Here is a 21,575-nt window from a genome sequence, read left to right on the forward strand (position 1 = left end):
GAGCCTGTTCCTGACCCAGTCGTTCCGGCTGCGCAACCGCGACCTGCTCTACGTGTCGAGCGCGCCGTTCTCCGAGGTGGCCAAGGTGCTCAGCGTCGTCTCCACCATCGCATCCCCCGTCGGATCCGCCGCCTCCATCTACACCGTCACGCGGTAATCGCCGTGTCGCCCCGAGCCGAGGCTGTCGTGCTCGCGGTGGCGGGCCTCGCGCGCGAGGCCCGTATCGCCGCCGGACCGGGCGTCGAGGCGCTTCAGGCCGGCGGCCGGCCGGACCGGCTGCGGGCGCTCCTCGACGGACGTTCCGTCGACGGCGTGCGGGCCATCGTCAGTTTCGGTATCGCGGGCGGCCTCGACCCGGCTCTGGTGCCGGGCGATGTCGTCGTGGCGGCCGGCATATGGACGGAATCCGGGGCGGGGCCCCGGCGGTTGCCCGCCTCCGAGCCCATCATCGCCGGCTTTCGGGCGCGCTTGTCCGGCCTCGGATCACGGGTGGTCGTGGCCGATCTCGCCGGTGTCGAGGCGGCGGTGATGACGCCGGAGGCCAAGGCCGTGCTGAGGGCCCGCACCGGGGCGGCGGCGGTCGATATGGAAAGCCAGGTGGCGGCGGCCTACGCGGCGGCCCACGATCTGCCCTTCGCGGCGCTCCGCGTGGTGTGCGATCCGGCGGAACGGGCCCTGCCGGCCTTCGCGGCCAAGGCCCTCAAGCCGAACGGCGATCCGGATATCGGGGCAGTGCTCGGCGCCCTGGTGCGGCGCGAGGCCGGGATCGGCGCCTTGGTCCGCCTCGCCCGGGATTCGGGCGAGGCGTTCCGGTCCTTAGGCCGCGCTCGCGCGCTTCTGGGTCTCGCGCTTGGTGTCGACGCCTGACGCTTTGATCTCGGACAGCTTCTGGGCGACGTTGCGGGAGAAGACGAATTCCGCCGGGCGCTGGTTCTCGAGGGAGATTTCCGGCGCCATGTCGCCTTCCGTCTTGATGCCGCGGATCGCGTGCACCAGCGGCTTCCAGGGCTTGCGGACAGAATCGACCACCGAGGACGCCTCGTAGCCCGAATGGACCATGCAATCGGCGCACTTCTCGTAGTTGCCGGTGCCGTAGGCGTCCCAATCGGTCTCTTCCATCAGCTCCTTGAAGGTCGCCGCGTAGCCCTCGCCCAGCAGGTAGCAGGGCTTCTGCCAGCCGAACACGGTGCGGGTCGGGTTGCCCCAGGGCGTGCAATGGTAGCTCTGGTTCCCGGCCAGGAAGTCGAGGAACAGGCCCGATTGCTGGAAGGTCCACTTCTCGCGGCCCTTCTCCTTGCCGTGGCGGAACACGCCGCGGAACAGGTCCTTCGTCGCCTTGCGGTTGAGGAAGTGCTTCTGGTCCGGCGCGCGCTCGTAGGCGTAGCCCGGCGAGACGGTGATGCCGTCGATGCCCATGCGGGTCACCGAGTCGAAGAAATCGGCGATCTTGTCGGCGGAGGAGTTGTTGAAGAAGGTGCAGTTGATGGTGACCCGGAAGCCCATCTCCTTGGCCTTCTTGATCGCCGCCACGGCCTTGTCATAGACGCCGCGCTGGCAGACCGACTGGTCGTGCATCTCCTTGTCGCCGTCGAGATGGATCGACCACGTGAAGTAGGGCGACGGCTTGTAGTCCTTGATCTTCTTCTCGAGCAGCAGCGCGTTGGTGCAAACGATCGCGAACTTCTTCTGCGCGATGATGCCCTGGACGATCTGCGGCAGATCCTTGTGGAGAAGCGGCTCGCCGCCCGCGATCACCACCACGGGCGCGCCGCATTCGCGCACGGATTCGAGCGCGTCTTCGACGGGCAGGCGCTTGTTGAGGATCTCGTCGGGATAGTCGATCTTCCCGCAACCGGCACAGGCGAGATTGCAGCGGAACAGCGGCTCCATCATCATGACGAGCGGGTAGCGCTTCCGCCCGGTGAGGTGCTGCTTGAGGATGTAGCCGCCGATTTTCGCGACATACCGGATGGGGATTCCCAAGGCGCGGCTCCTTTGTTCTGGCCCCAGACTTTGCCGGGTTGCTTAGCGAAAGAAGAACTGGAATTCCAGTGATCTAGGCTGGAACCGTTCGGATTTGGCGCCACGCGGAACGTAAAAAACCTGACTGTGGCAAGCCGGTTTCTCCATCCTCCCCGTGCGTGAGGGGGAGGACGCCCGCGTGCAGTCTGCGGAACGAGGAAGACCTGCTGTTTTCGCGGCTCTGCGGCGGATGTTGGGCTGCTTGGCCGTTTCGAGGTCTTGTTTCATCCCCGACTCGGGGTGCGGTGCGGTATCGCACCGCATGGGGCGCCGGGCTCGCATCGTGGCGTGATTCTGCGCTCGCGTTGCATTCCGGGACCAGGGCCGGTACGAAGCGCCCCAAAGGCACGGATGTCCGGCGGCACGCCATCGGATTCTGTTCGTGTCCACCGGGTCCGCCCGGTCATTCCATTCCGAGGGCTCGTCCGGAGCTCGCGAACCGAACTCGATCCGGAAACGCCGCCTGCCGGGAACGCAGGACGCTTCCCGCACCGTTACGGGAGGGGCGCGGCCCGGATCGTCAGGGCAGGCAGGGTTCTACGTGATCGAAGGTCTCGTCGCGTTTTCCGTCAGGCGTCGCTGGCTGGTCCTGATCACGGCGGCAATCCTCACGATCGTGGGCGTGGCGGCCGCGGCCCACCTGTTCCGCATCAACACCGATGTCGAGCGGCTGATCGATCCGAGCGTCTCCTGGCGCAAGGACGAGATCGCCTTCGAGAAGGCGTTCCCGCAGCGCACGAACCTCGTCGCTGCGGTGATCGACGGGCAGACTCCCGAGATCGCCGAGGAGGCGGCCGCGCGCTTCGCCGACGCCCTCAAGACCCACCGCTCGGAGATCGAGACGGTCTATCGCCCCGATGGCGGCCCGTTCTTCGACCGCAACGGCCTGCTGCTGATGTCGCAGCAGGAGCTGGAGCAGACCACCGAGCGCCTCGTCCAGCAGCAGGGCCTGCTCGGGCCGCTCGCCGCCGACCCCTCCCTGCGCGGCGTGATGCGGGTGCTGAGCCTCGGCGTGAAGGGCGTGAAGAGCGGCGACGCCAAGATCGAGGATCTGGCGGAGCCGATGACCCAGATCGACGACACCCTGCGCAAGGTCCTGAACGGCGAGCGCGCCCGGATGTCGTGGCAGACGCTGCTGGCCGGCGGCAAGACCGAGGTCACGGACACCCGTAAGTTCGTGATGATCCAGCCGGTTCTCGACTACAACGCCCTGGAGCCGGGCCGCGAGGCGACCCAGCTGATCCGTCGGATCGCCGCCGAGCAGAACATCGATTCGGCCCACGGCCTGCGCATTCGCCTGACCGGCCCGGTGGCGGTGGCCGACGACGAGTTCGCGACGCTGGCCGACGACGCGTTCCTCAACTATTCGCTGACGACCGCCGCGATCGTGCTGTTCCTGGGGCTGGCCCTTCACTCGGCCCCCCTGGTGGTGGCCGTGCTGATCACGACCTTCGCCGGCCTCGTCGTCACTGCCGCGCTCGGCCTCGCGATGGTCGGCGAGCTGAATCCGATCTCGGTGGCCTTCGCCGCCCTGTTCGTCGGGTTGGGCATCGATTTCGGCATCCAGTTCGCCGTGCGCTACCGGGCCGATCGCTACGAGACCGGCGAGGTCGAGAGCGCGATCCGCGCCGCTTCCCGCGGGGTCGGCTGGTCGCTGACCCTCGCGGCGGTGTCGCTGCTCGCCGGCTTCTTCGCCTTCCTGCCCACCCAGTTCCGCGGCGTGTCCGAGCTCGGCCTGATCGCCGGCGTCGGCATGATCGTCGCCTACCTGTTCTCGCTGACGCTGCTGCCGGCGCTGATCGCGGTGTTCAACCCGCGCGGCGAGAAGCGCGCGGTCGAGACGACGTGGATGGCCGGCGTCGATCACTGGATCATCGAGCACCGCAAATGGGTGCTGATCGGCGTCGGGCTGCTGACGCTCGCGGGCATCCCGCTCCTGCTGAAGCTGCCCTTCGATTCCAACCCGATGCACCTGCGCAGCCCGAAGGTGGAGTCGATCGCGACCTATCTCGATCTGATCAAGGACCCGGCGACGAGCCCGAACACCATCGATGTGCTGGCCCCGGACGTCGCCGCCGTGCCGGCCCTGACCGACCGCCTGCTGAAGCTCGACACGGTGGCCAGGGTCCACTCCATCGACACCTTCGTGCCCCGCGATCAGGACCAGAAGCTCGCCACCATCCAGGAGACGGCACAGCTCCTGGCGCCCGCGCTCAATCCGGGACGCAAGCCGCCGCCGCCGACGGACGCCGACAACGTGAAGGCGATCCGCGAGACCGCCGCGGCCCTGAAGACCGTCGCCGGCGGCAACGAGCCGGGCAACAAGGCGGCGGACAAGCTCTCGGGCACCCTGGAAACCCTCGCCTCGGCTCCGGCCGAGAAGCGGGAGGCGGCGAGCGTGGCGCTGACCACCGATCTCAAGACGCTGATCAGCCGCCTCGGCGGCCTGCTCGACCCGAAGAAGATCACCCTCGACAACCTGCCCAAGCAGCTCAAGGCCGAATGGGTGACCGCCGACGGACGCGCCCGCATCGAGGTGCATCCGAAGGGCGATTCGAACAACGACGAGGTGCTGCGCCGCTTCGCCAAGGAAGTGCAGACGGTGGACCCGCATGCCACCGGTGCGCCCATCGCCACGACCGAATCGAGCTACACGATCCTCGGTGCCTTCGTGCAGGCGGGCATCACCGCCCTCGTCCTGATCTTCATCATCCTCTCGGTCGCGCTCCGCAAACCCTGGGACGTGGCGATGACCCTCGGGCCGCTGGTGCTGGCGACCCTGTGGACCTTGATGGCGCTCAAGATCATCGGCATGCCCCTCAACTTCGCCAACATCATCGCGCTGCCGCTGATGCTCGCGGTGGGCGTGGCCTTCCACATCTACTACGTGATCGCGTGGCGGGCGGGCGTGGTCGACATGCTGGCCTCCAGCCTGACGCGGGCGATCTTCTTCTCCGCGCTCACCACGGGCACGGCCTTCGGCTCCCTGATGCTGTCGAGCCATCCGGGTACGGCGAGCATGGGCGAGTTGCTCGCGCTGTCGCTGTTCTTCACCCTGATCGCGGCGTTCTTCGTGGTGCCGGCCTTCCTCGGGCCGCCGCCGAAGCGCCCCGATGCCAATCGCCCGGAAGGCGACCATGCAGCGCCCGCGACGGGTCACGTGGCGCGCGAAGCCGCGGCGGTGAAGTAGGCCGCTCGAACAGCGTCGCCCCGAAGCCGGACAGCCGGCCTCGGGGAGATGTTCAGGGCCGTGGGTCGTGTCGGCCGCCCCGAGCGATGTGAGAGATCAGGAGGCCGACTTGGCCGGCGCCGGAACGGGCTGCGGCGCAGCGGCTGTGCCCGGATCGGACTTCATCCCTTCCGTCGCCGCCGCCGCCGGGTGGGATTGGGTGTTCTTGGTCGGAGCGACGCGGCCCGCCTCGGGCTTCGACGGTGTCGCCGTCTGCGCCTTCGCCGCGGCCGTGTCCGGCACCATCGCGAGATCGGCCACATCGAAGCGCATCCGGTCCTCGGCCTGTTTCAGGACGGCGTTGGCCTCGTAGTACTTGCCTTGATCGATCAGACCGGCCGCGCGCTGGACATCCTCCGTCGTCTTCGCGAGCGGCAGGACCGCGACGGTGGTGTTCACGTTGATGCCCGCGAGCCGCAGGGTCTCGGTGGCGGCCTTCCGGTCGCCGCTCCGGAGGCTGTGATCGGCATCGGCGATGGCGGCGTTCTTCTCCGGCGTGGGCACGAAATCCTCGCCGAGGGTCAGCTGGCTGTCGACGGGCAGCCACGCGACGGCCTTCTCGGCGCTGTCCGATGTCGTGTCCCGCGTCTCAGTCCGCGCCTTGGCGTTCGCGGGCTGGTGCAGGGCGGCCTCGGCTCGGGTGAAGACGGCGTCGTCGGATTTGGCCTTGGCCAGGGCGGACTGCGCCCGTTCGATGAACGTCTTCGCCCGGCTCGGCTCGACCTCGAACAGGGCCAGGCGTGCGCTGCCCATATCGCGGTAGGCCGCCGCGCCATCGGCGGAGAGCTTGATGACATCCCGGTCGACCGACTTCTGAGCCGGAGATTCGGTGAGGGGCGCTTGCGCCGTCATGGGCGGGGCGGCGTGCTCGGCGGCGTAGGCCGCGCCGCCGAGGGCCGTCGTGGCGACGAGAATGCCGGCGAGGAGGGAATGACGTGTCATGACCGGATCTCCTGATGAGAGCCTGTCCGGCTTCGGCGGTCCCACTGCGTGATCGTCGGCCTCGGCTCTGACGAAAGAACAGTTCAGGATGGACTGTGTTGCGTTACATTTCGGACATGATCCGGATAGCGACCGGACAGGATTGATGAGGCGCGACTTCGACCAGTCATCGCCCCGATACCATGATGTCGTCCGTCCTGGGCCCGGTTCAGGCCGAGAAGTCGGAGAAGCCGCCGCTCGACGCGCCGGAGCGTGCCAGCGCATCCCGTGTCGCCACGGCAACCAGCGCGTCGCGCTCGGCGGCGTAGGCGTAGCCCGGGGCTTCGCCGGGGAAGCCGCCCGCGGTGGCGGGATGGGTGTAGAGTTCGGTCAATCCCTCCGGCAGATGACACAGGAGGCCCGCGACGCGCTCCGGCGTCATCGCCCCGGACCAAGCCAGGCCGAGCGTCCGGTCGGGGATGAGGAGGCCGGCCTGGCGGGCGCGCACGGCGAGCAGCGCCGACCAGGGGGCGATATCGAGGGCGGGGCGCGGCCGGGTGCCGGGTTCGGCGCGACGCAGCAGGTCACGGGGCTCGCGGGGCACGCGCAGCGCCCTCATGCCGTAGCGGGCGCCGATGGCCAGCACCGCGCCCGCGATGAGCGGATGCACGTGGAAGTGCTTGTGCGCGTTGACGTGGTCGAGGGGCAGGCCCGTCGCCCGATAGGCCTCGAACTGCGCGGCGATCTCGGCGGCGAGCTGGCGGCGGGCGGCGGGCTTGGCGGCGAGATCGAAGCCGAGGCGACCCATATCGGCGCGCATCAGGCCGTTCGCATCGGTGAGGTCGGGCAAATCCGCTGCGGGCAGGGTCGGCCACGCCTCGACGAGCACGAGATGCAGTCCGACCCGCAGGGACGGCATCCGGCGCGCCCGCTCGACGGCGTCGGCGGCGGCGGGGGCGGAGACCATCAGGCTCGCGGCGGTGAGGATGCCGTCGCGATGGGCCTGCTCGACGGCCTCGTTGACCTCGCGGCTCAGGCCGAAATCGTCGGCGGTCACGACCAATCGCTTCAAGCGCTATCCCCCGTCATGGGTGTCGAGCGGGCAAGCCCTCTCGCGGGTCCAGGGCGGAGCCCTGAAAACGAAGAAGGCCGGGCTCGCGCCCGGCCGTCTTCGTCGCGCGAATGCCGCGCTGCAAGCGTTACGCGGCGGCCTTACGGTCGCGCAGGAAGTGCCAGAACTCGACGCCCTCGCGCAGGCGGCGCTTCATCATGTCGGGCGAGCGCACCATCTCGCTGACGATGGAGGCGATCTTCGGGGCGCGGAAGTAGAACTTCTTGTAGAACTCTTCGACCGCCGAGAAGATCTCCGAGTGCGACAGGTGCGGGTAGTGAAGCGGCGCGATCTGCACGCCGTTCTCGTCGACGAGCTCGGCGTTCTCGACGTCGAGCCAGCCGTTCTCGACCGCCTGCTTGTACAGGAAGGTGCCCGGATAGGGGGCGGCCAGCGACACCTGAATGGTGTGCGGGTTGATGCGCTTGGCGAAGGCGATCGTCTCCTGGATCGTCTCCTTGGTCTCGCCCGGCAGGCCGACGATGAAGGTGCCGTGGATGGCGATGCCGAGATCGTGGCAATCCTTGGTGAACTTCTCGGCCACCTCGACGCGCATGCCCTTCTTGATGTTGTTCAGGATCTTCTGGTTGCCGGACTCGTAACCGACGAGAAGCAGGCGCAGACCATTCTCCTTGAGGACCTTCAGGGTCTCGCGCGGCACGTTGGCCTTGGCGTTGCACGACCAAGTCACGCCGAGCTTGCCGAGCTCGCGCGCGATCTCTTCGGCGCGCGGAAGGTTGTCCGTGAAGGTGTCGTCGTCGAAGAAGAATTCCTTCGTCTGCGGGAATTCCTTCAGGCAGTACTTGATCTCCTCGATCACGTGGGCGACCGAGCGGGTGCGGTAGGTATGGCCGCCGACCGTCTGCGGCCAGAGGCAGAAGGTGCAGCGGCTCTTGCAGCCACGACCGGAATAGAAGGAGATGTACGGGTGCTTGAGGTACCCGATGAAGTACTTCTCCATCTCGAGGTCGCGCTTGTAGACGCTCGTGACGAAGGGCAGCTGGTCCATGTCCGTCATGATCTCGCGGTCCTCGTTGTGGACCACGACACCGTTGGCATCACGATAGGACAGGCCCTTGATCTGGGCCATCGGCACGCCTTCGGCGACTTCCTTCACGGTGAAGTCGAACTCGTTGCGGGCGACGAAATCGACCACCGGCGCCTGCGCCATCGAGCCGGCGGCGTCGACCGCGACCTTGGCGCCGATCAGGCCGGCGATGAGCTTCGGGTTGGCGGCCTTCAGGGCCTCGATGCACTTCACGTCCGACTTGAAGGACGGAACCGAGGTGTGGAGCACCACGAGGTCGAAATCCTTGGCCTGCGCCACGACTTCGTCGAGCTTGATGTTGTGGGGCGGGGCGTCGATCAGCTTCGAATTCGGCACCAGGGCGGCCGGCTGGGCCAGCCAGGTCGGGTACCAGAACGACTTGATCTCGCGCTTGGCCTGGTAACGGGAGCCCGCGCCGCCATCGAAGCCGTCGAAGGTGGGGGCCTGCAGGAAGAGCGTGCGCATGGGGTTCAAGGCCTCAAGGCTCGGGCGGTTGAATCAGTAAAGGGGCGAATGGAGCGAAGCTCAGACCGAGGTCGCGCCGGTCTCGTGGCCGAGGCCGTGCTCCGGGATCAACGTACCGTCCGCAACCACACGGTAATCGTGACCTTTCCATGTCACCGCACCCGAGACGAAGCTCCAGGTGAAGTTGATGAAGGTCAGCATGTCGCGAATCGGCAACAGCCAGTAGGCGTGGGGCGCCAGGCCGAAGGCCCGCTCGATGCGCAGGCAGAGCAGGATGCGACAGGCGAGCGCGAGCGCGGCCACCGCGAGCGCCGCCGTCCCGGCGCCCGGCAACAGGGCGGCGATGAGCGCCAGCGGGAAGGCATGGGTGACGAAGGAGCCGGCATAGCCCGCCGGATCGACGTTGCGGATGGTGCGGTTCCACCGCAGCTCGTGCCGCCACAGGCCCGACAGCTCGGTGTCCACGCAGGCATGCCCGATGGTGAAGGCCGGGATCGCGACGATCCCGCCATCCCGGCGCAGGGCCTCGCCGATCATGTAATCGTCGGCGAGATCGTCCTTGAAGGCGCGGAAACCGCCGATCCGCTCCAGCGATTCGCGAGTCATCGCGATGGTGGAGCCGAAGCAGGGCTTGGCGAGGCCGAGGCTGGTGCCGACCAGGACGTTGGGCATGAACTGCACGTCGATGGCCAAAGCCGAGAGCTGGGCGCACAGGCCCCGCTCCGCCGGCTCACCGTGATAGAGGCAGGTCACGCCGGTCACGCCCGGGCGGGACAGCTCGGCGACGATCCGCTCCAGGTAGTCGGGCCGCACCGACATGTCGCTGTCGGCGAGCACCACCGTCTCGTGGGCGATGAGGCCCGACATGTTGATGAGGTTGGAGACCTTGCGGTTCGAGCCGTGCTGGCTCGCATCGATCACGAGGTCGAGGCGCAAGCCGGGATAGGCGGCCGCCAAGCGCTCGACCACGGCGATGGCCGGATCGGCCGCGTTCTGGACGCCGAACACCACCTGGATCGGCCCGGCATAGGTCTGGCGGCAGAAGGTCTCGAGATTCTCGTACAGGTCCGGCTCGATGCCGCAGAGCGGCTTGAGGATGCTCACGCCGGGGCGGCGCGCGTCGGGCGCGAGCCGGGGCGGCGTGCGGGCGGCGAAGCGGCCGGCGAGGATGGCGGCCAGCAGGGCATAGAGGCAGCCGGCGAGCGCCGGCACGAGGAAGAGCGACGAGATCCAGGCCGTCATCTCGGTCAGGTCCATGGCGCGCCGTCGCTCTTGTCGTTCGTTATGGGCCGCCGGAGCGGAATTGTGTCGTGAGCCGCGAGGCTCGATTCTCGGCCAGTGCCTATTTGGAGCCCTTGGCCAGCATGCCGTCCGTGCGCTCGCGCATGAACTTCAGCAGGCCGTCGGCCCCGCCGGTCTTGAGCGGCTCGGCGAAGCCCGCCCGCAGGGAGGCGACTTCGCTGACATTGCCGTTGAGCAGCACGTCCTGCACGCGGTTCTCCGCGTTGACGACGTAGTCGACGTCCGAATCGTCGCCGTCCTTGTTGGAGACGCGGGTCGAGACCACGCGGTTGGGACCCTTGACCTCGCTCTGCGGCTTGATCTCGAACTTGCCGCCCGCGGCCTGGGACAGGCGGTTGGCGTAGAGCGTGACGAAGTACTGGCCGAACGCCTCCGTGAGGGCGGCCTGCTGCTCCGGCTTGAAGGTCTTCCATTTCGGGCCGACGGCGGTGGCCACCATGGCGGGCGTGTCGAAGGTGGCCGCCAGGGTGTCGCCGACGGCGGCGAGCCGGGTCTTCAGGTCGCCCGCGCCGTTCTTCAGCGCATCCTCGAACTTGGCGTAGAGCTTGGTGATCGGCGCCACGGCCGGATCCTCGGCGGCCCGCACGTCGCGCGGAGATCCGGCGAGGGCGAGCACCGCGGCGGCGGCGAGGAGGGTGCGGCGGTTCAGGCGCACTTCTGGAACGCTCCAGGCTCGTTGTCGGGGGCAAGGGCGGCCGCGCGGCCACCGGGAAAGCCGTAGGCGGTCGCCAGCGGCGCAGCAAGGGGAGCCGAAATCGGTGCGGCCGCCGGCACGGATTGGTCCGTCCGCCGGCCAAGCCGGGCCCGGATCGCGCCGAGACCGGCGGCGACGGTGTCCGTGGCGGCGGGCGTGCCGCGCTCCATCCCATGCCACAGGGCGAGGCTGGGCAGGCCGACGGCGAGGTCGGCGACGCGCTTGACCAGGGAGAGCGCGAGCGCGGCCTCCGCCGGGATGCCGAACAGGGCGCAGAGCGCGATCAGGCCGCCCTCCTGCGCGCCGATGGCGCCGGGCACCACGAAGGCGGCGCCGCGGACGGCCTGGGCGAGGCTCTCGATCACCAGCGCCTCGACGAAGGTCACGGGGTGACCCATGGCGTTGAGCGCGATCCAGACCTCGAGCGTCCCGATGATCCAGCCGACGAGATGGATCAGAATGGCGGCACTCACCCGCGCCCGGTTGCCGTAGAGGCGGCGCAGGTTGTCGTAGAGCACGTCGATGGCGCCGAGCGCCCGCCACTCGCGGGCGGCGGCGAAGCGCGAGAGCGCCGCCTCGATCAGGCGATGGCCGCTCCTGCGCTGGATCACGTAGAAGGCGGCGAGCGCCGGGATCGCGATGATGACGCCGCCCGCTACCGTGCGCACCACCGGGCCGTCACCGGTGAAGTGGACGAGGAGCGCGAGGCCCGCCACCGTGAACAGGAGCTGGGTCAGCGCCTGGGTCATCAGGTCGACGAACATGCTGGCGCCGGCCATGCCGCCGGGCGTGCCGCGCCGCGTCAGCAGGCGGGCGCCGATCAGGTCGCCGCCGACCTGCGCCACGGGCAGCAGGGTGTTGATGCCCTCGCGCACGAAGCGCAGCGAGATGCAGTCGCGCAGGGTCGGGCCGGCGCCGCGGGGGAAGACGACGTGCCAGCCGAAGCCTGCCCAGGCGACCGCGACGAAGCGGGCGACCACGACGGCGAGCGCGCCCCAGCCCGCGCCGACGAGGGCGCCGGCGACGTCCGTCACGCCGGAGGACAGGAACAGCGCCAGCGCCGTGACCAGTCCTACGATCGACGCCAATGTGGTGAGACGCTTCATCAGCCTCTTTCGACCTTCGCGATCTTCGTCGAGGGGCTTGTGTTGTCGAAATCCCACCGCGTCCGGACTTTGAAAGCGTGGCGGCAGCAGGAAGTGTCTCGGCAGGTTGCAGCTTTACCCTGCCCTGTCTATCACCCGATTGACACACCGGGGAGCAAAGCGGCGCCCGCGGTGGACGTGAGCGACGATTGTCGCCGGACGCCGCTTCTATGGAGCCGAGAATGGATCGCGAGCCGCAGATCACGGCGGAATCCGCCCTGATCGACGACCCGTCGACGCGGGGCTTTGACGGCCAGGGAACGGGCGGCGGCGCCCCCGCCCCGCGCAGCCCGGTGATGGCCTGGAACGAGTGGGACCCGCTGGAAGAGGTCATCGTCGGCTCGCTCGACGGCGCCACGATCCCGACCCACCACCTGACCGTGATCTTCAACCTGCCGCGGGCGGCCCAGCCGTTCTACCGCTTCGCCTCCGGCTGGAAATACCCGAAGTTCATGAAGAAGCTGGCCCAGCAGGAGCTGGACAACTTCATCTCGATCCTGGCGGGCGAGGGCGTGAAGGTCCGCCGCCCCGACACGGTCGATTTCTCCAAGAAGTTCAAGGCGCCGCGCTGGACCTCCCGCGGCTTCTGCGTCGCCTGTCCGCGCGACCCCTACCTCGTCATCGGCGACGAGATCATCGAGAGCCCGATGTGCTGGCGCTCGCGCTACTTCGAGGGCGACGCCTACCGCTCGCTGTTCAAGGAATATTTCCGCGCCGGCGCCCGCTGGACTTCGGCCCCGCGCCCGCAGCTGACCGACGATCTCTACAACTACGACTACCGGGTGCCGAACCTGAAGGCCGGCGAGCCGATGCAGTTCACGGTCAACGAGTTCGAGCCGGTCTTCGACGCGGCCGATTTCGTGCGCTGCGGCCGCGACTTGTTCGTGACCCGCTCCAACGTGACCAACCTGATGGGCATCGAGTGGCTGCGCCGCCATCTCGGCCCCGGCTTCCGCATTCACGAGATCGAGAGCCGCTGCCCGCAGCCGATGCACATCGATTCGTCGTTCATGCCGCTGGCGCCGGGCAAGGTGCTGGTCAATCCCGACTATATCGATGTCGAGAAGCTCCCGGCGGTGCTCAAGAAGTGGGACGTGCTGATTGCGCCGCGCCCCGACCCGGTGACGGGCTTCATGAGCAAGATCTCGATGTGCTCGCCCTGGACCTCGATCAACGTGCTCGCCATCGACGAGAAGAAGATCGTCGTCGACCAGAGCCAGCCGACCCTGATCAAGGCTCTCAAAGATTGGGGCTTCGACCCGATCCCGGCGCCGTTCCTCAGCTACGGCCCGTTCGGCGGCTCGTTCCACTGCGCCACGCTCGACGTGCGCCGCCGCGGTGTCCTGAAGTCGTACTTCTGATCACCGGACGCGACTTTCCGTGCAAATCTCGAAGCGTGCCCTGGAAACGGGGCACGCTTTTTTCGTGCGGGTCCCCTGATGGCCGAATCGAACCATCAAAGGTGACGGCGGTAGTCGTCATATTCTGTACGATAGTGCACAATCGCAGGACTTCGGCCCGGCACGCCTGTGAGTGAGAGCCCGTGTGCTCCCGCCCGACGCAAGGAAGCGAGGCGCGCGATGCCGCGATACTACTTCCACATCCATGACGGCCACTCGATCATCGACAAGGACGGGATGGTGCTCGCCGACACGAGCGAAGCCCGTCGCAAGGCGATTCGCATCTCTGGGCAATATCTCGACAACGACGCGGATGTCGTCTCGCTCGGCGAGGAATGGCGCATGGAGGTCACGGACGAGCGCGGGCTGATCCTGTTCAGGCTCGATTTCGTCGTGACGGATGCTGCCTCGGTCGGCGGATCGTTCAAGGGGTAAGGATCGAGCGTTCGGCCGCCCACCTTCGTCACATGGGACGCCGGTGCGGACCCTCGGCGCAGGATGGCGGGACGCATGCGAACTGCGTCAGGGAATCCAGATCCCGAGCCGAAGCCGCTCGACCCGCTTGCGCAGGGGCAAGTTGGCGCGGAACGAATCGGGGGAATGCGGGACGCCGTGCTGGTCCTCGATGCGGATGTCCGAGCATCCGTCCTCCGCCCAGTCGTCGGCGAGGCACATGGCGCTCGCCGGATTGCAGCGGGTCGCCGTGCGCGGTTCGCCCCCGCAGGCGGCCGAGATTTTGAAGGGAATGGTGGAAGGAGACATTTCGGAACCTCACCGGTTCGTGAATGTCATAAGCCAACGTCCGAGCCCGTATCCCGTGCCGTCGAAATGTAAGGTTTCATACATTTCACGCGGCGGGACCTAGGCTGCCACCGCCCGGAGCGTGAGACGCCACCGGGGCCTCGGCGCTGATCACATTATTCGCCCGTGACAGGCCGGTGCCGGATCGCCCGGCGATAGGTGGCACCGGCCACCATCAGGGCGCCGCCATATTGCAGAAACCCGCCCTCCGCGAGGCTGTCGGGCGCCAGATGCGCTTGCAGGACCAAGCGGGTCAGGGCGTTGAGGGCGAGCAGCGCGAGGCAGAACAGGGCGGAAGCGAGGAGGGCGGCGACGAAATCGGGCATGGCGAAGCCTCCGACGGGAGCCGGCAAAGCTTAGCAAGGGGCGGACCAGATTCGCCGTGGCCGCCCTGACGCGCGCATCGGCCCGAAAGGTGAGTTCCGGTTTTGGGGCCGATGCGGCTCAGGATGGTCGAGGGCTGGGTCAGCCTGCCGGCGGGCGGGTCGCCACCATCGAGGGACGCTCGCCGATCCGGGCGAACCAGACGGCCAATTCCGGCGCGTCGTCGCGCCACGCGATGTCGGAGAAGCGGAGGTCGAGATAGCCGAGGGCGCAGGCGAGCGCGACCGTCCCGATATCAATGCGCTCGCCGAGATCTCCGGCCCGCTCCTCGAACCACGCCAGGGTGGTCTCGATCTTGGCGGTCTGTCCCTTGATCCAGGCGGCGGAGCGCTCGGCCTCCGGACGGGCGGTCAACTCGTAGCGGATCAGCAGGGCCGCATCGAGGATGCCGTCGGCCGCCGACTGCTCGTTGAGGGCGCGCCAGCGCGCGGCACCCTCCCGGGGAAACATCCCGCCGCCGGCCAGCGCATCGAGATATTCGCAGATCACCCGGCTGTCGGCCAGCGCCTGACCATCGGCGTCGATCAGAGTCGGCACCTGGGCGAGCGGGTGCTGCGCCAGCACCGTGCGGTCGCGCTCGACCGGATGCACCTTGCTCGGCAGCAGTGCGATGCGCTCGGCCAGCCCGAGTTCATGGGCGACGACCATCACCTTCCGGACGAAGGGCGAGGCGTGCGAGTGGAACAGCTTCATCGGCGACCGGGAACTCGTTTGCGAACGGGGGATGTATCAGCGCCGCGCGGCGGCATTGCCGGCGGCGTTGACGGGATTGCTTCCGGCCGCGGCGGGGCTCGCCGGGCTGTGCGCTTTCGGCACTTCGACGCCGAGGCGCTTCACCGGCCAGCCATCGCTCCAGCGCTGCATGTCGCTGAAGGCCGGGTTGGCCTTGAGGCTCGCCGCGTCCTTGCCGGTGAAGGCCGCGGCCGCCGCCATGTCGAAGCTGCGCCAATAGGCGAGGAAATCGAGGCTGTCGGTGCGGGCATTGTTGATCTGGGCGACCAACTGCGTCTGCTCGCCCGAGAGCGCCATGTCGGCCGACCAGCGGAACGGCGGCGGCTTCTCGCCGGGCGGGTCGGGCGGCAGCTTGATCGGCCCGGAATCGTAGGCTGCGTCGAGCCCCGCCGGAGAGGTCAGCGTGGCGGTGAGCGCCGGGAAGCCGTGATCGTCGGAGAGGGCGCGGACGAACAGCTTGCGCTCCGGCGGCACCGAACTCGCGTCGCGCAGGATCTTGCGCGCAGCGGCGTCGGCGGCGCGGGCATCCTTGTCGCCGATCATGGTGACGAGGAGCGTCCCGGCATCGATCGTCCCGAGCTCGCCGAGCGGGATGCCGCGAGACTTGGCGTCCTGGGCGATGCCGCCCGGCATCACCGCGAAGACCAGTTTCGGCGCGGGAAGGCCGGTGCCGGTGGCGTCCGCGGCGATGTGGACGGCGAGTGGTGCGCCGGCCAAATGCCCGATCAGGGCGATGCGGCCGGTATCGGGCTTGGCGTCGGCATCGGCCGCGAGCTCGGCGAGCGCCGATTTGATCAGGCGCGCGGCGATGGCCGGAGCGTCGGAGGGTTTGGTGCGGTTCACTTCCTGGAAGCGGGGAAACAACACCAGCCAATCGTTGCGGACGAGGTGGTCGATCCAGGCGCCGTAGGCCTGCGGATTGGGCGCGCCCCAGGCATGAAGGAACACCGCCACCGGTCGTCCGCCCGAGGGAGCCGGACCGGCCTTGTGAAACAGGTAGGTCGGTGCGCTCGCCCGTCCGACCGCGCGCTTGACGATGGTCGCGGCCTTGTCGCCGACGCCGCCCGGACCTTCGGCGGGCTGCCCCGGCGGTGTGGCGGCGCGCACCGGCTCCGCGGCAGCGAGGGCGGCCAGCATGCCCAGGACGAGGGGCATGGCGGCAAGGCCGGGACCGGGTTTCGGGCGCATCTCTCTCTCGAACGGCACGATCGGATCGGCCCCGCGGGGCCGTGACCGCCTGAATAGCAGATTCTGAGAGAGAGGCGACCGATAGACCCGCTACCGAACCTCCTCATCCTGAGGTGCGGAGCGTCGCGGGGTCTGGGAGCTGGGCTCAAGGGATCGCGCGAGGGATACGGGACCCCTCCTTCGAGGCCCGCTCACGCGGGCGCCTCAGGATGAGGGGAGCGGGTGGGAGGAGGCGACGCGCGCCCCGTAACCGCTACGGCACCTCCTTCACCCGGCGGCATTCGGTCTTGAGGTAGCTCGTCTTGCCGACCTCGTCGCGCAGATCCGTGCGGGCGATGATCTCCTGCCAGCCGCTGGTGCAGCCGAGTTCGTTCGCCACCCGCACCTTGCGCACCTCGCTCGCCCGGTCGTCGGTGCAGGCCTCCTGCGGCACGGAATTGGCGCAGACGAGGACGACGGCGATGAAGACGCTCACGGGACGACCTCCGGGTTCTTGTCGTTGAAACCCGTCTTCGGCGGGTCGGACAGTTCTACGCGCGGAGGCGCATCCGGGTTTCAGCCGACCTCGGCGAAGAGGTCGTTCCGAAATGTTGTTCCCTCGACCGGATTGGCGATCCAGCGTGTGCGCCCGATCCGCATGTCGTGCCCGGCGTGGAAATGGCCGGAGAACCAGAGGTCGGGTCGCTCCGCGTCCGTGAGATCGTCGAGCACGGTGGTGGCGTAGAAGGCCGGCACCCACCACGGCACGCCGGGCGCATCGCGAAAGGCGTCGGCGGCGAGCGGGCTCGGGGGATGATGCGTCACCGCCACGGTCGGACCCGCATGGGGCTGTGCGAGCGCCGCGAGGAAGGCGGCCTTCTCGCTCGCATGCGCCGCCATGGCGTCCTCGGGCGACCATGCCGACCGGTCGGCCCGGCGGATCGAGCCGCGATATTCCCGCGAGCCGGTGACCGGATCGGTCATCCGCGCCGCCGCGTAGGCGACCGGGTCGGCGGGTCGGTCGGGCGTGTCGGCGGTGAGCCAGCGGCCGGCAAGGGACCAGTCGCTCCAGAGCGTGGTGCCGACGAAGCGCACGCCGTCGATCACGACCGCCTGTCCGCCTTGGAGCAGGTGGATGCGCGCGCCCTCCCCGTTGCGCCGGGCGACCGCCCGTTCGAGCGCCGCGAGCAGTTCCGGTGCCGTGCGCCCGTCGCCCGTCGGCGCGTAATGCTCGTGATTGCCCGGCACCAGCACGATGGGCCGCCCGTCGGCCAGCGACAGGAGAACATCCACCCCCTTTTCGGGATGGCCCTCGTGCAGGTCCCCGGCGCAGACCAGTATGTCGAAGGACCCTTCCGGGCGCGGGATCGCCTCGGGCCGGCGGCGTTCGAGATGCAGGTCGGAGAGGGGGAAGAGGCGCAACGCGAAAAGTCCGTCGAGGATGTCAGGCGCGGATCTCGGCCGCCGCCTGACGCTCGCGGCGGGCGGCCTTGAGGATGTCGAAGGCGGAATCGGCATTGATCACGGCGATGCCGAGGGCTGCGACGAGATCGGGCCAGGGCGAGAGGGTCGCGGCGGTGAGGAGGCCCGCAAGGATGATCGCCACGTTGGCGGCGACGTCGTTGCGGGCCGAGAGATAGGCGGCCCGCGTCAGGCTGCCGTGGCCATCGCGGTGGCGGGCGAGCATCAGGGCGCAGGTGAGATTGACGAGAAGTGCGCCGAGCCCCGTGACCGTCAGGGGAACCGGAGCGGGGGCGACGAAGTCGGAAAACTTCTCGTAGGCCGCCCAGGCGGTAGCGAGGCCCGGCACGAGGATGATGAAGGCCAGCCCCGTGCCCAGCCGCGCCCGGTTGCGCAGGCTCCAGCCGAGCCCGGCGAAGATCAGCAGGTTGATCGCCGCGTCTTCCATGAAGTCGAGGCTGTCGGCGATGAGCGCCACCGAGCCGATGGCGAGCGCCACCGTGATTTCGACCCCGAAATAGCCGAGATTCAGCGCCGCCACGCGGGCGACGACCGGGCGAAGGGACGGGGTGGGAAGCGGACGAGGCACCGGGCGGCGTTTCCCTGGTCGGCGGCGACGGCGCTGATTGCCCCGCGGCTCGCGCGCTGTCGAGGGGCACCCCAGGGTTCCGGAGCGGCGCCTCCGCCCAACGGGCATCTGGATTTGCGTGCGCGCCTGTGCAAGGCGAAAGCTTTGCCGCGCCGTCCGTCGCGCGGCGCTCCGGATCGTGGCCGGACCTTGGGGAGGCTCCAGATGTTGCCCGAACTGCGCGTGCTCTATTTCGAGGATCTCGAAGTCGGGCTGACCGAGATCCTGCTGAAGGAGATCTCCTCGTCCGACGTGGTGGGCTTCGCCGAGATCACCGGCGACCGGAATCCGATCCACCTCTCGGAGCATTTCGCGGCCCGCACGCCCTTCGGCACCCGCATCGCCCACGGCCTCTACACGGCCGGCCTGATTTCGGCGGTGCTGGGCACCCGCCTGCCGGGCCCCGGCGCGGTCTACATCTCGCAGACGCTGAACTTCCGCGCGCCGGTGCGCATCGGCGACACCGTCGAGGTGAAGGTCGAAGTCGCGGAGCTGATCCCCGAGCGCCGCCGCGCCCGCCTGAAATGCACCTGCTCCGTCGGCGCCGAGGTGGTGCTCGACGGCGAGGCCCTGGTGAAGGTGCCGAAGAAGGAGGAAGCGGATCCGCTCGCCATGCGCATGGGCGGCGGCCGGCCGGCCTGAGGACTTGGCTGGGCCGCTCCTCCTCGACGACGCGGACGACCCGCGCCTCGCGCCCTACCGGGCGATGCGCGAGCGCGACCTCGTCGGGCGGCAGGGCCGCTTCATCGTCGAGGGCGAGGTGACCCTGCGCCTGCTGTTCTCGCGGGGCGCGCGCTTCCGCGCGGAATCGGTGCTGCTGGCGCCGGAGCGCTGGCCGGGGCTGGAGCCCTTCCTCCGGGGGATCGACCGAGACGACGCCCTGCCGGTCTACCTCGCCGGGAAGGACGTGATGTCCGCCGTGACGGGCTTTCCGATCCACCGCGGCGTGCTGGCGGTGGGGCTGCGCGGCGGGGACCCCGAGCCCGATGCGCTGATCCCGCCCGCGCCGGCCCCGGCGCTGATCCTCGGCCTGGTCGGCCTGACCAACCACGACAATGTCGGAGGCCTGTTCCGCAACGCCGCCGCCTTCGGCGCCGACGCGGTGCTGCTCGATTCCGCCTGCTGCGACCCGCTCTACCGCAAGGCGATCCGGGTCTCGGCGGGCGCTGCACTGACGGTGCCCTTCGCCCGCACCGGGAGCGGCGCGGCCCTGCTCGACCTCGCCGAGCGCCACGCACTGACGCCCTTCGCCCTCACCCCCGGCGGCGGCGAGGCGCTGGAGACGCTGCAGCCCCCTGCCCGCGCGCTGCTGCTGCTGGGCACCGAGGGGCCCGGCCTGCCGGAGGTCGTGATGGAACGGGCGCGCCGCGTCCGCATCGCCATGGCGCCGGGTTTCGACTCGCTCAACGTGGCGACCGCCGGGGCGATCGCCCTGCATCGGCTGGCGGGGGACCGGCTGGCCCGGACCTGACGCCCGCCTGTGGACGGCGGCGCTCTTCCGGCGACCGATCGTTCGGTCGGCGTGTTAAGGGAGCAGGACGCCGCCAGCGGGGAATGGGATGGGTTACGAGATCGACCTGGGGCGGGCCGGCGAGCGGCCGGCCATGATGGACCTCACCGAGCTGCTGGCGACCCGCCTCCTCGTCCAGGGCAATTCCGGCTCCGGCAAATCGCACCTGCTGCGCCGCCTCCTGGAGCAGAGCGCCGGCCTCGTGCAGCAGGCGATCATCGATCCGGAAGGCGATTTCGTCACCCTCGCCGAGCGCTACGGCCATGTCGTGGTCGAGGCCGACGGCAACGAGAGCGAGCTGCTGCGCATCGCCGCCCGCGTGCGCGAGCACCGCGTCTCGGTGGTGCTGTCGCTCGAAGGTCTCGACGCCGAGGACCAGATGCGCGCGGCCGCGGCCTTCCTCGGCGGGCTGTTCGATGCCGACCGCTCGCTCTGGTACCCGATGCTCGTCGTCGTGGACGAGGCGCAGCTCTTCGCCCCGGCCGCCGCGGGCGATGTTTCGGACGAGGCCCGCCGCCTCTCGCTCGGCGCCATGACCAACCTGATGTGCCGCGGCCGCAAGCGCGGACTGGCCGGCATCATCGCCACGCAGCGTCTGGCCAAGCTCGCCAAGAATGTCGCGGCGGAAGCCTCGAACTTCCTGATGGGCCGCACCTTCCTCGATATCGACATGGCCCGCGCCGCCGACCTTCTGGGCCTCGACCGCCGCCAGGCCGAGATGTTCCGCGACCTCCCCCGCGGCCACTTCGTCGGCCTCGGCCCCGCCCTCTCCAAGCGGCCGCTGCCGATCGCGGTGGGTGCGACCGAGACCGAGAGCCGCAACGCGGCCCCTGCCCTGCTGCCGCTGCCCGAGATGGGCGAGGCGGCCCGCGCCCTGATCCTCACCGCCGCCCCCGGCGAGGAGGACAGGCCCCTGCCCGCGCCGCGGCCCAAGCCCGCCCGACCGGCGAGCCCCGACGTGCTGGTCCAGCTCGCGAGCTATCGTCCGCCGGTGCGCGAGGATTTCTCCGAGCCCGAGCCCCTCGATCCGGCGGAGCGCGAGGCGGCGATGGCCGAGATCCTCGCCTCGGTCCTGGCCGATTCCGATGCCGCCGCCTGCACGCCAGCGACGCTCTATCAAGATTTCACGGTTCGCTGCCGCATCCGCCGGATCGGCGGCGAGGCGATGAGCCTGTCCGAGTTCAAGCGGCGGCTCGCGGTGGCGCGGGCCGGCGTCGGCGGTGCCACCGCCGAGGGGCCGGAATGGGAGCGGGCGCAGGCGATCGCGGCGACGCTTCCCGATGACCTTGCCGGCCTGTTCCTGCTCATCGCGCGAACCGCCATCGAGGGGGCCCCCTGCCCCTCCGACGCGTCGCTGGCCCAGGCCTACGGCACCTCCTCGGCGGGCCGTGCCCGGCGGATGCTCGCCTATCTCGAGGAGCGGGGCGCCATCGTGCTGCGCCGCGACCTGCGCGGGGCGCCGATCATCGCCGTGCCCGATCTCGACGCCGAGACCGGGCCACAGATCGGCGCCGCCGCGGTGGTGCCGCTCCGGCGACGTTAAGGACGGCGCACG

The 21,575-nt window shown here is 69.3% G+C and carries 21 protein-coding genes and 1 pseudogene; 8 read left to right on the top strand and 14 right to left on the bottom strand.

From position 1 onward, the window contains the following. Nucleotides 1-157, top strand: a pseudogene (locus MFF26_RS17920) (polysaccharide biosynthesis/export family protein); the annotation flags it as partial. A 5-nt stretch (nt 158-162) separates the two neighbouring features. Beyond that, nucleotides 163-867: a phosphorylase family protein gene (locus tag MFF26_RS17925; RefSeq protein ID WP_308447743.1), complete on the top strand. Its 705-nt coding sequence runs from the start codon at nt 163-165 to the stop codon at nt 865-867. Here the strand turns inward: MFF26_RS17925 and hpnH are convergent. Continuing rightward, nucleotides 817-1,983, bottom strand: a complete 1,167-nt coding sequence (gene hpnH / locus MFF26_RS17930; protein ID WP_137829237.1) for an adenosyl-hopene transferase HpnH — start codon at nt 1,981-1,983, stop codon at nt 817-819. The two genes, MFF26_RS17925 and hpnH, sit on opposite strands and share 51 nt — an antisense overlap. Nucleotides 1,984-2,563: 580 nt before the next feature. Here hpnH and MFF26_RS17935 point away from each other — a divergent pair. Further along, nucleotides 2,564-5,212 (top strand): MMPL family transporter, encoded by a 2,649-nt coding sequence (locus MFF26_RS17935; RefSeq protein WP_137829236.1) that lies wholly within the window; start codon nt 2,564-2,566, stop codon nt 5,210-5,212. Between the two features lie 96 nt (nt 5,213-5,308). Here MFF26_RS17935 and MFF26_RS17940 read toward each other — a convergent pair whose 3' ends face one another. The 6 genes from MFF26_RS17940 to MFF26_RS17965 form a co-directional block, all read right to left on the bottom strand. Then, a complete protein-coding gene (locus MFF26_RS17940) occupies nt 5,309-6,193 on the bottom strand; it encodes a YfdX family protein (protein WP_171015458.1) in 885 nt (294 codons plus the stop codon). A gap of 208 nt (nt 6,194-6,401) precedes the next feature. Continuing rightward, nucleotides 6,402-7,244, bottom strand: coding sequence for a hopanoid biosynthesis-associated protein HpnK (hpnK, locus tag MFF26_RS17945; protein WP_137829234.1), 843 nt, complete (start codon nt 7,242-7,244; stop codon nt 6,402-6,404). Nucleotides 7,245-7,371: 127 nt separating this feature from the next. Next, nucleotides 7,372-8,796: a hopanoid biosynthesis associated radical SAM protein HpnJ gene (gene hpnJ, locus MFF26_RS17950; protein WP_137829233.1), complete on the bottom strand. Its 1,425-nt coding sequence runs from the start codon at nt 8,794-8,796 to the stop codon at nt 7,372-7,374. Nucleotides 8,797-8,856: 60 nt separating this feature from the next. After that, the gene (gene hpnI / locus MFF26_RS17955; protein ID WP_137829232.1) at nt 8,857-10,053 is read right to left on the bottom strand and encodes a bacteriohopanetetrol glucosamine biosynthesis glycosyltransferase HpnI; all 1,197 of its coding nucleotides are present in this window, start codon (nt 10,051-10,053) and stop codon (nt 8,857-8,859) included. 85 nt (nt 10,054-10,138) lie between these two features. Beyond that, a complete protein-coding gene (locus MFF26_RS17960; protein WP_137829231.1) occupies nt 10,139-10,753 on the bottom strand; it encodes an MlaC/ttg2D family ABC transporter substrate-binding protein in 615 nt (204 codons plus the stop codon). After that, complete coding sequence (locus MFF26_RS17965) at nt 10,744-11,898, bottom strand: HpnL family protein (RefSeq protein WP_137829230.1); 1,155 nt, start codon at nt 11,896-11,898, stop codon at nt 10,744-10,746. Before MFF26_RS17965 ends, MFF26_RS17960 begins: the two co-directional genes overlap by 10 nt. 221 nt (nt 11,899-12,119) lie before the next feature. Here MFF26_RS17965 and MFF26_RS17970 point away from each other — a divergent pair, with 221 nt between their 5' ends. Further along, nucleotides 12,120-13,298, top strand: a complete 1,179-nt coding sequence (locus tag MFF26_RS17970; protein ID WP_137829229.1) for an amidinotransferase — start codon at nt 12,120-12,122, stop codon at nt 13,296-13,298. Between the two features lie 219 nt (nt 13,299-13,517). Further along, nucleotides 13,518-13,772, top strand: a complete 255-nt coding sequence (locus MFF26_RS17975) for a DUF6894 family protein (protein ID WP_137829228.1) — start codon at nt 13,518-13,520, stop codon at nt 13,770-13,772. A gap of 87 nt (nt 13,773-13,859) precedes the next feature. Here the strand turns inward: MFF26_RS17975 and MFF26_RS17980 are convergent, their stop codons facing one another. The 7 genes from MFF26_RS17980 to MFF26_RS18010 all read right to left on the bottom strand — a co-directional run bounded on the left by MFF26_RS17980 (nt 13,860) and on the right by MFF26_RS18010 (nt 18,471). Next, nucleotides 13,860-14,099, bottom strand: a complete 240-nt coding sequence (locus tag MFF26_RS17980; protein WP_137829227.1) for a hypothetical protein — start codon at nt 14,097-14,099, stop codon at nt 13,860-13,862. Nucleotides 14,100-14,254: 155 nt separating this feature from the next. Next, complete coding sequence (locus tag MFF26_RS17985; RefSeq protein ID WP_137829226.1) at nt 14,255-14,464, bottom strand: hypothetical protein; 210 nt, start codon at nt 14,462-14,464, stop codon at nt 14,255-14,257. Nucleotides 14,465-14,603: 139 nt separating this feature from the next. Beyond that, a complete protein-coding gene (locus MFF26_RS17990) occupies nt 14,604-15,215 on the bottom strand; it encodes a glutathione S-transferase (protein WP_137829225.1) in 612 nt (203 codons plus the stop codon). A 36-nt stretch (nt 15,216-15,251) separates the two neighbouring features. Next, nucleotides 15,252-16,442: an alpha/beta hydrolase gene (locus MFF26_RS17995; protein ID WP_373324495.1), complete on the bottom strand. Its 1,191-nt coding sequence runs from the start codon at nt 16,440-16,442 to the stop codon at nt 15,252-15,254. A 253-nt stretch (nt 16,443-16,695) separates the two neighbouring features. After that, nucleotides 16,696-16,917: a hypothetical protein gene (locus tag MFF26_RS18000; RefSeq protein ID WP_137829224.1), complete on the bottom strand. Its 222-nt coding sequence runs from the start codon at nt 16,915-16,917 to the stop codon at nt 16,696-16,698. A gap of 80 nt (nt 16,918-16,997) precedes the next feature. After that, the gene (locus tag MFF26_RS18005; RefSeq protein ID WP_238308274.1) at nt 16,998-17,843 is read right to left on the bottom strand and encodes a metallophosphoesterase; all 846 of its coding nucleotides are present in this window, start codon (nt 17,841-17,843) and stop codon (nt 16,998-17,000) included. 22 nt (nt 17,844-17,865) lie between these two features. After that, nucleotides 17,866-18,471, bottom strand: coding sequence for a cation efflux transmembrane domain-containing protein (locus tag MFF26_RS18010; RefSeq protein ID WP_137829222.1), 606 nt, complete (start codon nt 18,469-18,471; stop codon nt 17,866-17,868). Nucleotides 18,472-18,675: 204 nt separating this feature from the next. On the opposite strand from MFF26_RS18010, the gene croR reads away from it, so the two are divergent. From croR to MFF26_RS18025, 3 genes are all read left to right on the top strand, one after another. After that, the gene (croR, locus tag MFF26_RS18015) at nt 18,676-19,152 is read left to right on the top strand and encodes a 3-hydroxybutyryl-CoA dehydratase (protein ID WP_137829221.1); all 477 of its coding nucleotides are present in this window, start codon (nt 18,676-18,678) and stop codon (nt 19,150-19,152) included. 64 nt (nt 19,153-19,216) lie between these two features. Beyond that, nucleotides 19,217-19,981, top strand: coding sequence for a TrmH family RNA methyltransferase (locus tag MFF26_RS18020; protein ID WP_373324497.1), 765 nt, complete (start codon nt 19,217-19,219; stop codon nt 19,979-19,981). A gap of 88 nt (nt 19,982-20,069) precedes the next feature. Continuing rightward, the gene (locus tag MFF26_RS18025; protein WP_137829219.1) at nt 20,070-21,563 is read left to right on the top strand and encodes a helicase HerA domain-containing protein; all 1,494 of its coding nucleotides are present in this window, start codon (nt 20,070-20,072) and stop codon (nt 21,561-21,563) included. Nucleotides 21,564-21,575: the final 12 nt, after the last annotated feature.

This window comes from Methylorubrum suomiense, from assembly GCF_022179765.1.
Lineage (GTDB): Bacteria > Pseudomonadota > Alphaproteobacteria > Rhizobiales > Beijerinckiaceae > Methylobacterium > Methylobacterium suomiense.